This is a genomic window from Chloroflexia bacterium SDU3-3, assembly GCA_009268125.1.
Lineage (GTDB): Bacteria > Chloroflexota > Chloroflexia > Chloroflexales > Roseiflexaceae > SDU3-3.
Genome location: WBOU01000010.1, coordinates 223,587 through 237,820 on the forward strand (window position 1 = coordinate 223,587; position 14,234 = coordinate 237,820).

Consider the following 14,234-nt stretch of genomic DNA (forward strand, 5'->3'; position numbering starts at 1 on the left):
CCCGCCGCAATTGCTTACAACTTCGTGTCTTCGCGCCGTCGTGGTGAAGAAAAACCGATCTTCTCGCTTGCAATCTCGCCTATCTTCGCGATACACTTAGCCCAGTCAAAGCTTGTGCGGCACGGCCCAGCCGAGCGCCGCTGAGAGGAAGCAGCAATGTCGGACCTGATAGGCCAGACTTTTGGCAGCTATATACTCGAATCGCTGATCGGCAGCGGCCCCAACGGGCAGGTCTTCCGCGCCCGCCAGGTACGGCTCAACCGGCCCGCCGCGATCAAAGTGCTGAGCGCCCGGCTCTCCGAGCTGCCCGGCAGCGCCCAGCGGTTCAGCGCCGCCATGCAGCGCGCCGCCAACGTGCGCGGCGCGCACATCGCCGACATCGAGGATTTTGGCGAGCAGGGCGGGCGGCTCTACACCGCCATGGAGCTCTACGAGGATGGCTCGCTGCGCACCTTCCTTCAGAAGCGGATCGGCCAGCGCGAGCAGCGCGAGCTGGCCCAGGCCCTTGAGATCGTGCGGCAGGCCGCCGAGGGCCTGCACGCCGCCCACGCGGCGGGCTTCGTGCACGGCCACCTGCGCCCCGAGAACATCCTGACCCAGCGCCGCACCCAGGGCGGTGCCGAGACCTGGCGCGGGCGCGTGGGCGACATCGGCCTGCTGGAGGCGGCGGGCAGCGCGCTGCAGGTCAACCTGGCCTACAGCACCCCCGAGCAGACCCAGGGCGTGGCGCTCACGCCCCAGAGCGACATCTACGCGCTGGGCGTGGTGCTGTACGAGGTGGCCACCGGCTACGTGCCCTTCGCGGTGAAGACCCTGCAGGACGCGCAGGCCAAGCACGGCAGCGCCGCGCCCGTGCCGCCGCGCATGGTGCGCCAGCAGATCGCCCCCGAGCTAGAGGCGGTGATCCTGCGCTGCCTGGCCAAGGCCCCGGCCCAGCGCTTCGCCAGCGCCGCCGACCTGGCCCAGGCCCTCGCGCCCGTCATCCGCGCCAGCTCGCCCGCGCAGACGGTGCAGCTGCAGTCGGTGCCCACCGTGCAGCTGCCCACCGAGGGCCAGCCCACCCAGCAGATCGCCGCCGACCCCGCGCCCTCGGATCAGCAGGCCACTGTGCGGGCCAATGTGCCCGCCGCCCAGCAGCCCACCGTGATGGCCAGCAACACCCCGCGCGTCGACCTGCTCGACCGCCAGGGCGCGCCGGTGCGCGGGGCCGACCTCACCGGCAGCGGCCTGACGCTGGGCCGCGCCACCGACAGCTCGATCGTGCTTGAGCACGAGCAGATCTCGCGCTACCACCTGCGCGTGGACTGGAACGGCCAGACCACCACCATCACCGACCTTGGCTCGGCCAACGGCACGCTGCTCGACGGGCTGCGGCTTCCGGCCAATGTGCCCGTGCCCTGGGCCTACGACAAGCTGGTGCAGGCCGGGCCGTTCACGCTGCGGCTCTCGCCGCCCTTCGGCGCGGCCCAGGCCCAGCAGCCCAAGCCCGCGCTCGACCCGCTGCTGCAGGGCATGCTGGGCGCAGCCGCAGCGCCGCAGCAGCAGACCACCCCGCCCCCGGCCCAGACCACCCAGTCCTTCAGCGCCGCGCTCGCTGGCCCGCCGCTGCGGCTGCTGCTTGAGCAGGATCAGCTCACCATCACCCCCGGCCAGCGCGAGGTGCTGGGCCTGAGCGTGGTGAACAACACCGATCTGCCCGAGAGCGTCACGATCACGGTCGAGGGCGCGCCCGGCATGTGGGTGGGCGTGCCCCAGCAGGCTCTGCAGGTGCCCGCGCACGGGCGCGCGCCCATGACGCTCACTATCGGCGTGCCGCGCGACCCCGAGAGCCTGGCGGGCGACTACCAGATCCTGGTGCGCGCCCGCGCATCCTCGGGCGAGACGGCCACGGCGCGCGGGCGCTGGGCGGTGCTGCCCTTCACCGCATCCAGCCTCAGCCTCTCGCCCCGCAAGGCCAGCGGGCGGCGCGACGCGGGCTACCAGCTGACGGTGCGCAACGATAGCAACCAGGCCGAGAGCTTCCTGCTGAGCGCCGAGGACGACGCCCAGGAGCTGCTGTTCAGCTTCTCCGAGGATACCGTGACGCTGAAACCGGGCGAGGCCGCCACAGTGATGATGATGGCCGAGGCCCAGGGGCGGCTGCTCGGCGGCGACGACACCTTTGTCTTCACCGTCAACGCCCAGGCTGGCAGCGAGAAGCCAGCCGCCGCCACCGGCCAGTTCACCCGCAAGGCCGCCATGCCCCCGGCCGTGCCGCTGGTGGCGCTGCTGCTGCTGGCGCTGGCTGTGGTGTTCTTTACGCTCAACCGCCCCAGCGGCGGCAATTCGGCAGGCGTGGCCACCAGCACAGCTGTCACCACTGCGCAGCCATCGCCCACGCCGCTGCCCTCGCTCACACCCACGCCCGAGCCGGGCGCGCCCAGCTTCACGGTGTTTGACGTGAGCCCCAGAGCGGTGGCGTCAGGTCAGCCTATCACCATCACCTGGGAGGTCGCCAATGCGCAGAGCGTCGACTTGCTCGTCAATGGGAACGTGGTGGCAAACAATCTGCCCATCAGCGGCAGCACCCAGTACCTGATCAGCGGCAACACCGACATCACCATCAAGGCCGTGGGCGGCGGCAAAGAGACGGTGCAGACCATCCAGGTGCTGATCGCCACGCCGGTGCCGCCCACCGCCACGCCCGTACCGGAGATCTCGCCCACGCCGCTGGCCAGCCCTACGGCGCTGCCGCCCACCGCAACGCCCATCCCCACCGCCACGCCCGAGGGCGCGCCCACGGCCACGCCCACATCGGCCCCGGCCCCGGCCAAGGATGTGAGCCTAAACGACGGGGCCACCCTGGCCCACTGGTCGAGCAGCACATCCGATGCGGTGACCTTCGGCAAGCCCAACCAGGGCGCAGACGCAGGCGGCTGGGCCGAGACCCAGGGCCTGGCCCAGCTAGAGCACAGCTGGGTGCCCGTGACCGGGCTGCTCTACACGGTGCCCAGCGCCATCGACAGCGGGTTTATCATGGGCGAGTTCGAGCTGAACAGCATCGGCCAGGGCCAGCACTTCCTCGCCGAGGTGGGCTTCCCCAGCGGCACCAAGAACACCACCATGCAGGTGCAAGTGATCTTCAATGGCGAGATCATTTTCGACCAGCAGAAGACGGCGGACGGCAAGCTGATGACTATCGACGCCGATCTCTCGGGCTTCGCTGGCCAGGGCGGCACGCTGGCCCTGCATGTCGAAAATGTCGAGAACCCCGGCAATGTGGGGCTCTACTGGTCGAACCCGCGCGTGGCCACCAAGTAGCAGAACCACGGCGCACAAAGCGAGGGCGGCGGGTGTATGCCCGCCGCCCTCGTCTTTTATCTTCGCCAGCCCGCGCCTAGGCCTGATCGCCCACGTATAGGGCAAACAGCCGATCCAGCGTGGTCGCCGGGTCTTCGCACAGCCCGCCGTGCACCGGCGCGGGCTGGATGATCGTGCTGCGCGGGGCCACCAGCCAGTGCCAGCGGTCGGGCTGCGGCAGCGCGCCGATCGGGCCAGTGCCCCGCCCGCCCGCGCAGATCTGCGGGATGGCCCGCAGGTGCGCCTCGATGTCCTCGCAGTCGGCCCCGGGGGCCACGCCCAGCAGCCTGGCACGCACCAGCCCCACCCGCGCCGCCAGAAAGCGGCGGCTGCGGCAGTAGAGCACCACGCCCGCGTTCACGCTCTCGCCGCGCTCGATCCGGGGCACCACGCGGATCACACTATAGTCAAACGGCACGCGCTCGGGCACGGTCAGCCTCCTCAGCAAACAGGCGCGGCGATTCCAGCCGACCAAGCAGATACGTCCGGTATGTGGCCCGCGCCTCGCCCGCGCTGGCGAAGGCGTGATCCTCGGCCAGCCAGGCGTCGGGCACTAGCGCCAGCGTGGCGTCGATCACCTCCGGCGTGAGCCGGGGCGCGAGCGCGGCGTCGGCCTCGGCCAGCGCGGTGGCCTGGGGCAGCAGCACGTGGTCTTTAATCTGGGCGAAGGGCAGGCGGCTGCGCTGCTGCCAGTTGTCCCACGAGTGGTGCACATACAGCGCCGCGCCGTGGTCGATCAGCCAGAGCTGGCGGTGCCACAGCAGCATGTTGGTGTTGCGCGGCGTGCGGTCCACATTCGTGGTCAGCGCGTCGAACCACACCACCGCCGAGGCCAGCTGGGGATCCAGCGCGGGGGCCACTACCGGATCGTAGGGCAGCGAGCCGGGCAAGAAATCCAGCGCCAGATTCAGCCCGGCGCTCTTCTCGATCAGGTCTTTTATCTCGAAGTCGGCCTCGTTTCGCCCCAGGGCCGCGTCGACATCCACAAACACCAGCTCGGGCACGGGCAGGCCCAGCGCGCGGCCTAGCTCGCCCACCACCAGCTCGGCGATCAGCGCCTTGAGGCCCTGGCCCGCGCCGCGAAACTTCAGCACGTACATCCCGTCGTCGTCGGCCTCGATCAGGCCGGGCAGCGATCCGCCCTCGCGCAGGGGGGTGACATAGCGCGTGGCGGCTACAGTTCGCAGGGGCATGGTTTCCTACCCATGGTTGGATAATGCGGCAGCACAGCGCGCCGCTGCGGTATTGTACCGCGCGGGTCGCGCGCCGCGCCGCCGCCGAAGGTCGGATCTAGTCGCGCAGCGCCGCCTCGATCGCATCCAGCGCGGCGGCATCCAGCGACACCTGGGCGGCAGCCACGTTGTCGTCGATCTGCTGCGGGCGCGTCGCCCCGATGATCGCGCTGCTCACGCCGCCCTGCCGCAGCACCCAGGCCAGCGCCAGCTGGGCGCGGCTCACACCCAGCCCCTCGGCTATCGGCCTGAGCGCCCGCACCTTGGCAATGTTGGCCTCGGTCATGAAGCGCTCCTTGGCCCAGCCCTCGCGGGCAAAGCGCGAGTCGGCGGGCAGGCCGTCGTCATACTTCCCAGTGAGCATGCCCTGGCCCAGCGGCGACCACACCACCAGCCCCAGGCCGTGCGGCTCGGTCACGGGCAGGATCTCCTGCTCCACCCGCTCGCGGTAGAGCATCGAGTACTGCGGCTGCTCGGTCTTGGGGGCGTACAGGTTGCGCTGGTCGGCGATGGCGCAGGCCTCGGCGATCTGCTCGCCGCTCCACTCGGATGTGCCCCAGTACAGCACCTTGCCCTGGTGCACCAGGTCATCCATCGCCCGCACCGTCTCCTCAATCGGCGTCTCGGGGTCGGGCCGATGGCAGAAGTAAATGTCCAGGTAGTCGGTGCCCAGCCGCCGTAGGCTCTTCTCCACGCTCTCGAAGATGTGCTTGCGCGAGAGGCCGCGGTCGTTGATGTCGTCGCTCATCGGCCAGAACACCTTGCTGGAGATCACCAGGGTATGGCGCGGGTAGTCCTTCAACAGCACGCCCATCTGCTTCTCCGACTCGCCGTTGCCGTAGATGTCGGCGATGTCGAAGAAGTTGATGCCCTGCTCATAGGCGCGGCGCACCGTGGCGCTGGCCGCATCCTCGGCAACCTTGCCCTCGCCATAGTTAATCCAGCCGCCCAGCGCGATCGCGCTCACCTTCATGCCAGCGTCGCCAAGCCTTCGGTACTGCACAGCTTGCTCCTTCTCGCTTGCTTATGTCATCTGCACTACGGCCCATGGGGCGGGAGCGCCGCCCCGCTAGGCCAGGGCCTGCTGGGCCAGGGCCAGCGCGCCCAGCACACCCGCGCGGTCGCCCAGCGCAGGCGGCACCACGTAGCTCTCGATCTGCTGCTCGATCTGCGGCATGCGCACATAGCCGCCCAGCACCCGCAGCAGCTCGGCCCGCAGCATAGGGAACATGCTCGGCTGGTGCATCACGCCGCCGCCTAGGATGATCCGCTGGGGCGAGAGGGTCAGCACCAGGTTGGCGCAGGCCAGGGCCAGGTAGTGCGCCTCCAGCTCCCAGGCCGGGTGGTCCGGCGGCAGGGTCTCGCCACGCTGGCCATAGCGCCCCAGCAGCGCCGGGCCAGCCGCCAGACCCTCAAGGCAGTCGCCGTGGTAGGGGCACGCGCCCGTGTAGGGGTCGCGCTGGGGGTCGCGGGGCAGCAGCATGTGGCCGATCTCGGGGTGCAGCAGCCCGTGCAGCAGCCGCCCCTGCACAAATACCCCGCCGCCGATGCCAGTGCCCACCGTGATGTACACGCACGACTCCAAGCCCTGCGCCGCACCCCAGCGATGCTCGCCCAGGGCCGCCGCATTCACATCGGTGTCAAAGGCGACCGGCACGCCCAGCGCGCGCGCGAACACCCCGGCCACCTCGGTATTTGTCCACCCCGGCTTCGGCGTGGTGGTAATATAGCCATAGGTCGGCGAGCTGCGGTGCAGATCCACCGGGCCAAACGAGCCGATGCCCAGCGCCGCGAGATCCGGCATCGAGCTAAAGAATGCGACCGCCTGCCCCAGCGTCTCCTCGGGGGTGGTGGTGGGGAACCGCACAAGATCGCGGATATCATCCGGGCCGGTCCCTACCGCGCACACCCACTTCGTCCCGCCCGCCTCAATTGCTCCATAGAGTGGCATACCATGACCTCCCTGTCACTGTCCATCTCGCCCATTATAGGCCACTTTAGCGCGAAACCAAGCGCATGTTCGCACGTATTGAATAGAGCGCAGCCACCAAAGTGGGCAGGTGCGGCTATGCCTCCTCAATATAAAACAGACTTCCATCACTAGCTGGGCCAGGTGGCGCAGGTATCGGGAGACGTGGCGCAGGTATCGGGAAACGTGGCGCAGGTATCGGGAAACGTGGCGCAGGTATCGGGAAACGTGGCGCAGGTATCGGGAGACGTGGCGCAGGTATCGGGAAACGTGGCGCAGGTATCGGGAAACGTGGCGCAGGTATCGGGAAACGTGGCGCAGGTATCGGGAAACGTGGCGCAGGTATCGGGAAACGTGGCATAGGTATCGGGAAACGTGGCGCATCACCACCATCCAAAAGCAACTATTGGCAGATGACAGGCGGCAGGCGTCTTGCTACAATCTAGCACAAGAAGCCATCGCGCCGCCGCTGCATCACCGCTCGCGCTGGCGGCACCCGCCTTGCCACAGGCACCGCAGCACCAGCATCCGCCCATAGCACAAAGGAACGACCCTTGGATGTAGCCGACACCTCCGCCGAACGCACTGCCGCACCCAGCCCGCTCCGTCGCCGCGCGCTCCAGCTCCTGCAGATCGTGGGGCCAGGCCTGCTGATCACGGTCGGCTCTATCGACCCTGGCAACTGGGCCACCAACATGCAGGCCGGTTCAAGCTACGGCTACACCCTGCTCTGGGTCATCACGCTCAGCACCGCCATGCTCATCCTGCTGCAGCACAACGCGGCCCACCTGGGCATCGTCAGCGGCTACTGCCTCTCCGAGGCGATCTACCGCTACATGCCGCGCTGGCTGGCCTACCCGGCGCTGGGCAGCGCCATCATCGCCGCCGCCTCCACCGCCCTGGCCGAGATCATCGGCACCGCGATAGCACTCCAGCTGCTGTTCCACCTGCCGCTGGTCATCGGCTCGGCGCTCACGGCGATTGTCGCCATGGTCATGGTCTTCACCAACTCATATGCGCGCATCGAACGCTGGATCGCGGCGTTCGTGGCGCTGGTGGGAGTCAGCTTCATGATCGAGCTGCTGCTGGTGCCCACCGACTGGGGCCAGGCGCTGGTCAGCTCGTTCAACCCGCAGGTGCCGCCCAGCAGCATGGTGCTGATCATGGGCGTGCTGGGCGCGGTGGTGATGCCGCACAATCTGTTCCTGCACTCAGAGATCATTCAGAACCAGCGCGTCAACCAGCAGGGCGAGGCCACCATCCGCAGCAGGCTGCGCTACGAGTTCCTCGACACCCTATTCTCGATGGGCATCGCCTGGGTCATCAACAGCTCGATGCTGATCGTGGCCGCCGACACCTTCTACCGCAGCGGCACCACCGTGACCGATCTGGCCCAGGCCGCCGCACTGCTGGTGCCGATCGCAGGCCCCGCCGCCGGGCTGCTGTTCGCGGTGGCCCTGCTGTTCGCAGGCCTCGCGTCCAGCATCACGGCATCGATCGCTGGCGGCACGATCGTCTCGGGCCTGATCGGCCATCACGCCGACAAGAACAACCGCATCACGCAGGTCGGCATCGTGCTGGTGATGGGCGTGGCGTGGCTGGCGACGCTGTTCATCCAAGATACCTTCCAGGCCCTCATTCTCTCGCAGACGCTCCTGAGCATGCAGCTGCCGATCACGGTGGCCTGCCTGCTCTACCTCACCTCATCGCGCCGCGTCATGGGCGAGCACCGCAACCACGGCATCGAGGCCACGCTGCTCTACCTGATCGGGGCGGTGATCGTGGTGCTCAATATCATGCTCATCGTCCAAAATTTCCGCCCCTAGCGCGCTCCCCGGCGAGCGCGGCATCATGATGCAAAGGATGATTGATGACAACGACCACCGAAGACACGAGGCCAGCCTACCTGCTGCCCGCCACCGATGTGCTGGCCACCCTCTCCAGCGACCCGCGCCAAGGCCTGAGCAGCGAGGAGGCCCGGCGGCGGCTCGAACAGCACGGGCCAAATCGCCTGCCCGAGGAAAAGGCCACCCCGGCCTGGCAGCGCTTCATCGCGCAGTTCCAGAACCCGCTCACGGTGCTCCTGCTGATCGCCACGGTCATCTCGCTCGTGGCCTGGATCATCGAGCACGAGGAGCCAATCCCCTTCGAGACCATCACCATCCTGGCTATCGTCATCCTCAACGCCGTGCTGGGCTTCGTGCAAGAGGCGCGGGCCGAGCAGGCGGTGGCGGCGCTACAGGCCATGGCCGCGCCCCACGCCCGCGTGATGCGGGATGGCCGCCAGAGCGAGATCGACGCCAGCGAGGTGGTGCCGGGCGACATCATCCTGATCGAGGAGGGCGACACCATCCCCGCCGACGGGCGGCTGGTTGAGGCGATCGCGCTGCGCGTGGCCGAGTCGGCGCTCACCGGCGAGAGCACCTCGGTCTCGAAGGAGATCGCGCCGATCACAGGCGAGGCGGGCATCGGCGATCAGACCAACATGGTCTTCAGCAGCACCGCTGTCACCGCCGGGCGAGGCCGCGCGATCATCACCGCCACCGGCGAGAAGACCGAGATCGGCAAAATCGCTGGCACGCTGCACCGCACCGAGGCCGGGGAGACCCCGCTGCAAAAAGAGCTGGACAGTGTGGGCAAGCTGCTGGGCATTATCGTGGTCATCATCGCTGTGGTGATGGCCGCCACCATCTTCCTGGTCGACCGCGTCACCGATCTGGCCGACATCGTCGAGGTGCTGCTGCTCGCGGTCTCGCTGGCGGTGGCCGCCGTGCCCGAGGGCCTGACCGCGATCACCACCATCGTGCTCTCGCTCGGCATGCAGCGCATGGTGAAGCGCAACGTGATCGTCCGCAAGCTCTCCTCGGTCGAAACGCTCGGCTCGACCACTGTGATCTGCACCGACAAGACCGGCACGCTCACCAAGAACGAGATGACGGTGCGCGCCATCGCCACCGCCCACGGCCAGGCCGACATCGCCGGCACTGGCTACGCCCCCGAGGGCGAGTTTACCAGCGGCGGCCAGGCCATCGAGGACGAGCAGCATCGCTACGAGATCACGCGCCTGCTGCGGGCCGCCGCGCTAGTCAACAACGCCGAGCTGGTGCAGGAGGAGGGCCGCTGGAAGATCCAGGGCGACCCCACCGAGGGCGCGCTGATCGTGGCGGCGCGCAAGTTCGGCATGGAGCTAGAGGCGCTGGAAGAGCGCTTCCCGCGCCGCGACGAGGTGCCCTTCACATCCGAGCGCAAGATGATGACGACCGCCCACCGCGACACCGAGGGCAGCGACGAGATGCGGCTGGGCGCAAAAGGCGCGCCCGACGTGCTGCTGGCGCGCTGCACCCACCACCTGGTGGGCCACGAGGCGCAGCCGCTGAGCGAGGATCTGCGATCCAAGATCCAAAACCAGATCGACACACTGGCCCACCAGGCCATGCGCACCATCGGCGTGGCCTTCCGCAGCATCCCGCAGATCAAGACCGGCGACCTCAACGAGTCGTTCGAGCAGGAGCTGGTGTGGCTCGGCGTGCTCGGCATGATCGACCCGCCCAGGGATGAGGCCCGCAAAGCCATCGGCGAGGCGCAGCAGGCGGGCATCCGCGTGATTATGATCACCGGCGACCACCCCAACACCGCAGCGGCCATCGGCGGCGAGCTGGGCATCATCAAGCCAGGCGAGCGCGCCATCACCGGGGCCGAGCTGCAGAAGGCCGACGACGCGGCGCTGGGCGCGCTGGTCACGCAGCACTCGGTCTTCGCACGCGTCGCCCCCGAGCACAAGCTGCGCATCGTGCAGGCGCTCAAGGCCCACGGCGAGATCGCCGCGATGACTGGCGACGGCGTGAACGACGCCCCCGCGCTGAAGACCGCCGACATCGGCGTGGCCATGGGCATCACCGGCACCGATGTCTCCAAGGGTGCCGCCGACATGATCCTGACGGACGACAACTTCGCATCTATCGTGGCCGCCGTAGAAGAGGGCCGGTCGATCTTCGCCAACATCCAGAAGTTCCTGCGCTACCTGCTCTCCTCCAACATCGGCGAGGTCTTCGTCATGTTTTTCGGCGTGGTGCTCGGGGGCCTGCTCGGCCTCACCGCCGAGGAGGGCAGCGTGATCGTGGTGCCGCTGCTGGCCACCCAGATCCTCTGGATCAACCTGCTGACCGACTCTGGCCCGGCCCTGGCCCTGGGCCTCGACCCCGCCGACCACGGCGTGATGGGCCGCCCACCGCGCGACCCGCGCAGCCGCGTGATCACCCCGCTCATGTGGTTTGACATCGTGTTCGTCGGCATCATCATGGGCATCGGCACGCTGCTCGTGATGGACTGGTCGATCCCCGGCGGCCTGATCAGCAGCGCCGCGCCCGGCAGCATGGGCTACGCGCGCACCATGGCCTTCACCACGCTGGTGTTCTTCCAGCTCTTCAATGTCTTCAACGCCCGCCATAGCCTGCGCAGCGCCTTCGCGCACCTCTTCGACAACATGTGGCTGTGGGCCGCTGTGGCGCTCTCGGTGGTGCTGCAGATCATCGTGATCTACACGCCGCTGCTGCAGACCGCCTTCGGCACCACGGCGCTCAGCACTAGCGACTGGCTAATCTGCATCGGCGTCGGCAGCATCGTGCTCTGGCTCAACGAGCTGAAGAAGATCGTCCTGCGCGGCATCGCGCGCGGCGGCAAGGCCCAGTGGATCAGCAATAGCGAGATGTCATAGGCCATAAGCTGCTCAAGCTAGCCCCCGATGCCTCGCGCGGCTTTGCGCGAGGCATTTTTATGGCCGCACGCAACCCCGTGGCACGCCAGTTGCTTTAACAAACAGCAGAGATGCAATGCGCAGACGCGCAGAACTAGTTAAGGAGACCATCATGATCAACTTCATCCTGTGGCTGCTCTTCGGTGCTTTGGTTGGCTGGCTGGCGAGCCTGGTGATGCGCACCGATGCGCAGCAGGGCGCGATCCTCAACATCGTGGTCGGCATCGTCGGCGCGTTCCTGGGCGGCCTGCTCTTCAGCTTCCTGCCCGGCTCGAATGTCAACCTCAACGATGGCAACTTCAGCCTGTGGTCGCTGTTCGTCTCGTTCATCGGCGCGGTCGTCCTGCTCGGCATTGTCAACCTCTTCAACCGTGGCCGCGTCCGCTAACCACATGGCCAAACAGAACGCACCGGCGGGGCGGCATGCTGCCCCGCCGGTTTTATGCCCGCAGCCACCTGTAAAGCAATCATCGAGCAGCGCACACTGATAGCATTTCGGTGAATAACAATCCCCCTGGCATATACCAGGGGGATTGTTTTGCATTGCGACGGTTTGAATACATTAACCAATAGCGGCGTGCGTTGAGGCAATAGTGCATCGTTTGTTTATTTCTGGTTGATGAATACGCACGTAGACTGTTGAATCAGCCCATATAAAGCTATATATCATTGACTTCGCACGCATGCTGCCCTATGATTCTCACACCAACGACTAAAGAATATTTCCCAGCAATCACTAAGGAAAACCAGAACGCCGCGGCCTCTATATATTCAATCAATCGAAGCCTACCAGCGTGATAACAAAAGATTGCCAGATAATCTAAGTGTATTAGTGCCAATCGATCTTGTAGAACTACCGAAGGGAACAAATGGCAGCGATCTCGATTACCGGTTGGAAGGAAAAGATCGCTACACGCTCTGCTTCAGTAGGCGTGGTGGTAGCTGCTGATATTTCTCGTATCTTTCCTGCAGGGACTGCACTGTCCAAGCTCCCGAAAACTACGATTGCCGCGTGGGAACCCAACACCGAAAGAACACCTTATGTCTCGTGGATTCCGCAAGAAGGTCGCAAAAAGCATCGACCCTTATCTCACCGCAAAAGGCTATGCCCTGAGCAGTGTTCACACGCTCTACGATTTGACCTATCGTAAGGTGATGGGGAAGTGGTTCATCTTCATCTGTTTTCAGGCGAGCACACTGAACAGCAATGGTGAAAAAGGATTCTATGTTCCAACGATGAGGCTTGTGTACGACCGGCCCAATGCGCATGAGATCAGAGATGCGCAAGGCCGTTACATTGCAGGGAGCTTGCAGAGCGGTATAGGGCGCGGCTATAACCCGTTGTGGTCCTATGCCTCTGATGAGCAGCTTGAGCTGGTGCTAGCGGAGATTAAGCACCAGCTTGATGAGCACATCCCCTGGCTTGAGGATGAGGCAAACACGCTGAACTATACATAGCGCGTATGGATTATTGAGTGACCGTATGAGTAAGGCAATGAAAAACCCACGAAAATATTCTGCATGCTTTGGAAGGATCACCCTTCTTATCGCGCTGCTGCTCTGCGCATCCTGCCAGCGCGACTATGGCGCGAAGGGGTCGCTCCGTGGGCACGATTTTTTCCTGCTCCAATTCCCTCAGCAGGGCGAACGTCAGGAGCTGCTCTCAGTAGCAAATGATGGCGCTGCTATCCGGACCTATAAAGCCCCTCGCTACAATCTCCTGCAACAGACGCAGCTTCCTGATGCGACGTGGCAGGAGCTTGTGGCATTGCAGCAGCGCTGGTGCGCGGAGTCGTCGCAGGGTGCCATGCGCACCCCCGATCCGGCGAAAATCTCGGTCCTTTTTCAGTGCAGCTCCCTCAGCCTCAACAGCCCTATGTATTACTTCACACCCGCCGAGCTGCCTGCGGTGGTGCAGCAGGTCATCGCGATTGTCCCGCTGGAGGAGTGAGGTAGCGGGTGCGCAATAGGGCCTTCGCGAGAGACGGCTCCCCACGCGAGCGTGGGGAGCTTTTTTTGCACCATCCGGCCAACCCGTGGCACGCCAGTTGCTTTAATGAGCAGCAGAGATGCAATGCGCAGAGGCGCAGAACTCGTTAAGGAGAAACTACCATGATTAACTTCATCCTGTGGCTGCTGTTCGGTGCTTTGGTCGGCTGGCTGGCGAGCCTGGTGATGCGCACCGACGCGCAGCAGGGCGCGATCCTCAACATCGTGGTCGGCATTGTCGGCGCGTTCCTGGGCGGCCTGCTCTTCAGCTTCCTGCCTGGCTCGAACGTCAACCTCAACGACGGCAACTTCAGCCTGTGGTCGCTGTTCGTCTCGTTCATCGGCGCGGTCGTGCTGCTCGGCATCGTCAACCTCTTCAACCGTGGCCGCGTCCGCTAGTCCCAAGGGCAGGTGAAATACACGGGCGGGGCAGCATGCTGCCCCGCCTTTGTTGGCCCCGTCGCCCGCAGGCTTCACAATTGCTTAAAAATCCGCCTCGGCGCGGCGGGCAGCAAAACCGCACTATTGCGCATCGCAGCGCGCTAAAGTGGCGAAACGCGACCGATTTGCACGATTCGACCCTCTATGGTATAGTACTCCACGTCGCCGATGGGTCTCGCAGAAACGCAGACACGGCGGCCGAGCCAACAAAATACCGCGAAACGCGCTGTGGTATGACACCGCAGAGACGTCGCCAGGTCGTTGTAGCGGCACCACGCGTGCCCACCTACTGCCTCCTGGTTTTTTGTTGCCAAACCATGCACCTGTACAACTGAATCGTGATGATGAGGTGAGCCAATTATCGCCCGTCCTGGGTGGCACGGAAGTGCTACACCAGCGATGAAGAGTTTGATCCTGGCTCAGGACGAACGCTGGCGGCGTGCCTAATGCATGCAAGTCGCACGCGGTGCCTTCGGGCACTGAGTGGCGAACGGCTGAGGAACACGTGGGG

General features: G+C 65.7%; 11 protein-coding genes, 1 rRNA gene and 1 pseudogene. 9 read left to right on the top strand and 4 right to left on the bottom strand.

Features of this window, described 5'->3' with window-relative positions:
* Window positions 1–156 precede the first annotated feature (156 nt).
* Window positions 157–3,300 (top strand): protein kinase, encoded by a 3,144-nt coding sequence (locus F8S13_17660; protein ID KAB8141955.1) that lies wholly within the window; start codon window positions 157–159, stop codon window positions 3,298–3,300.
* 76 nt (window positions 3,301–3,376) lie between these two features.
* On the opposite strand, the gene F8S13_17665 is transcribed toward F8S13_17660, so the two are convergent.
* From F8S13_17665 to F8S13_17680, 4 genes are all read right to left on the bottom strand, one after another.
* Entirely contained in the window at window positions 3,377–3,769 is a 393-nt protein-coding gene (locus F8S13_17665; protein ID KAB8141956.1) for a DUF3037 domain-containing protein, read from the bottom strand.
* Entirely contained in the window at window positions 3,747–4,532 is a 786-nt protein-coding gene (locus tag F8S13_17670; GenBank protein KAB8141957.1) for an aminotransferase class I and II, read from the bottom strand. The genes F8S13_17665 and F8S13_17670 overlap by 23 nt, the downstream gene beginning before the upstream one ends.
* Window positions 4,533–4,629: 97 nt before the next feature.
* Window positions 4,630–5,574, bottom strand: a complete 945-nt coding sequence (locus F8S13_17675) for an aldo/keto reductase (GenBank protein ID KAB8141958.1) — start codon at window positions 5,572–5,574, stop codon at window positions 4,630–4,632.
* Window positions 5,575–5,640: 66 nt separating this feature from the next.
* The gene (locus tag F8S13_17680) at window positions 5,641–6,522 is read right to left on the bottom strand and encodes an ROK family protein (protein KAB8141959.1); all 882 of its coding nucleotides are present in this window, start codon (window positions 6,520–6,522) and stop codon (window positions 5,641–5,643) included.
* Window positions 6,523–6,695: 173 nt separating this feature from the next.
* Between F8S13_17680 and F8S13_17685 the strand changes: the two are divergent.
* The 8 genes and pseudogenes from F8S13_17685 to F8S13_17720 form a co-directional block, all read left to right on the top strand.
* Window positions 6,696–6,899, top strand: a pseudogene (locus F8S13_17685) (hypothetical protein).
* A 336-nt stretch (window positions 6,900–7,235) separates the two neighbouring features.
* Window positions 7,236–8,366, top strand: coding sequence for a divalent metal cation transporter (locus F8S13_17690; protein ID KAB8141974.1), 1,131 nt, complete (start codon window positions 7,236–7,238; stop codon window positions 8,364–8,366).
* Window positions 8,367–8,410: 44 nt separating this feature from the next.
* Window positions 8,411–11,254, top strand: a complete 2,844-nt coding sequence (locus F8S13_17695) for a cation-translocating P-type ATPase (GenBank protein ID KAB8141960.1) — start codon at window positions 8,411–8,413, stop codon at window positions 11,252–11,254.
* Window positions 11,255–11,408: 154 nt separating this feature from the next.
* Window positions 11,409–11,681: a GlsB/YeaQ/YmgE family stress response membrane protein gene (locus F8S13_17700; protein KAB8141975.1), complete on the top strand. Its 273-nt coding sequence runs from the start codon at window positions 11,409–11,411 to the stop codon at window positions 11,679–11,681.
* A 653-nt stretch (window positions 11,682–12,334) separates the two neighbouring features.
* Window positions 12,335–12,751, top strand: a complete 417-nt coding sequence (locus F8S13_17705; GenBank protein ID KAB8141961.1) for a hypothetical protein — start codon at window positions 12,335–12,337, stop codon at window positions 12,749–12,751.
* A gap of 25 nt (window positions 12,752–12,776) precedes the next feature.
* Complete coding sequence (locus F8S13_17710; GenBank protein KAB8141962.1) at window positions 12,777–13,244, top strand: hypothetical protein; 468 nt, start codon at window positions 12,777–12,779, stop codon at window positions 13,242–13,244.
* A 164-nt stretch (window positions 13,245–13,408) separates the two neighbouring features.
* Window positions 13,409–13,681 carry a GlsB/YeaQ/YmgE family stress response membrane protein gene (locus F8S13_17715; protein ID KAB8141976.1) on the top strand — a complete coding sequence of 91 codons (273 nt, stop codon included), beginning with the start codon at window positions 13,409–13,411 and terminating at the stop codon, window positions 13,679–13,681.
* Window positions 13,682–14,118: 437 nt separating this feature from the next.
* Window positions 14,119–14,234: ribosomal RNA gene (locus F8S13_17720) — 16S ribosomal RNA — on the top strand; the annotation flags it as partial.

What these genes read in the sequence shown, in the direction of transcription:
- F8S13_17660 (KAB8141955.1), top strand. Translation starts at nt 157, where the DNA reads ATGTCGGACCTGATAGGCCAGACTTTTGGCAGCTATATACTCGAATCG.
- F8S13_17670 (KAB8141957.1), bottom strand. Translation starts at nt 4,532, where the DNA reads ATGCCCCTGCGAACTGTAGCCGCCACGCGCTATGTCACCCCCCTGCGC.
- F8S13_17680 (KAB8141959.1), bottom strand. Translation starts at nt 6,522, where the DNA reads ATGCCACTCTATGGAGCAATTGAGGCGGGCGGGACGAAGTGGGTGTGC.
- F8S13_17690 (KAB8141974.1), top strand. Translation starts at nt 7,236, where the DNA reads ATGCAGGCCGGTTCAAGCTACGGCTACACCCTGCTCTGGGTCATCACG.
- F8S13_17695 (KAB8141960.1), top strand. Translation starts at nt 8,411, where the DNA reads ATGACAACGACCACCGAAGACACGAGGCCAGCCTACCTGCTGCCCGCC.
- F8S13_17705 (KAB8141961.1), top strand. Translation starts at nt 12,335, where the DNA reads ATGTCTCGTGGATTCCGCAAGAAGGTCGCAAAAAGCATCGACCCTTAT.
- F8S13_17710 (KAB8141962.1), top strand. Translation starts at nt 12,777, where the DNA reads ATGAGTAAGGCAATGAAAAACCCACGAAAATATTCTGCATGCTTTGGA.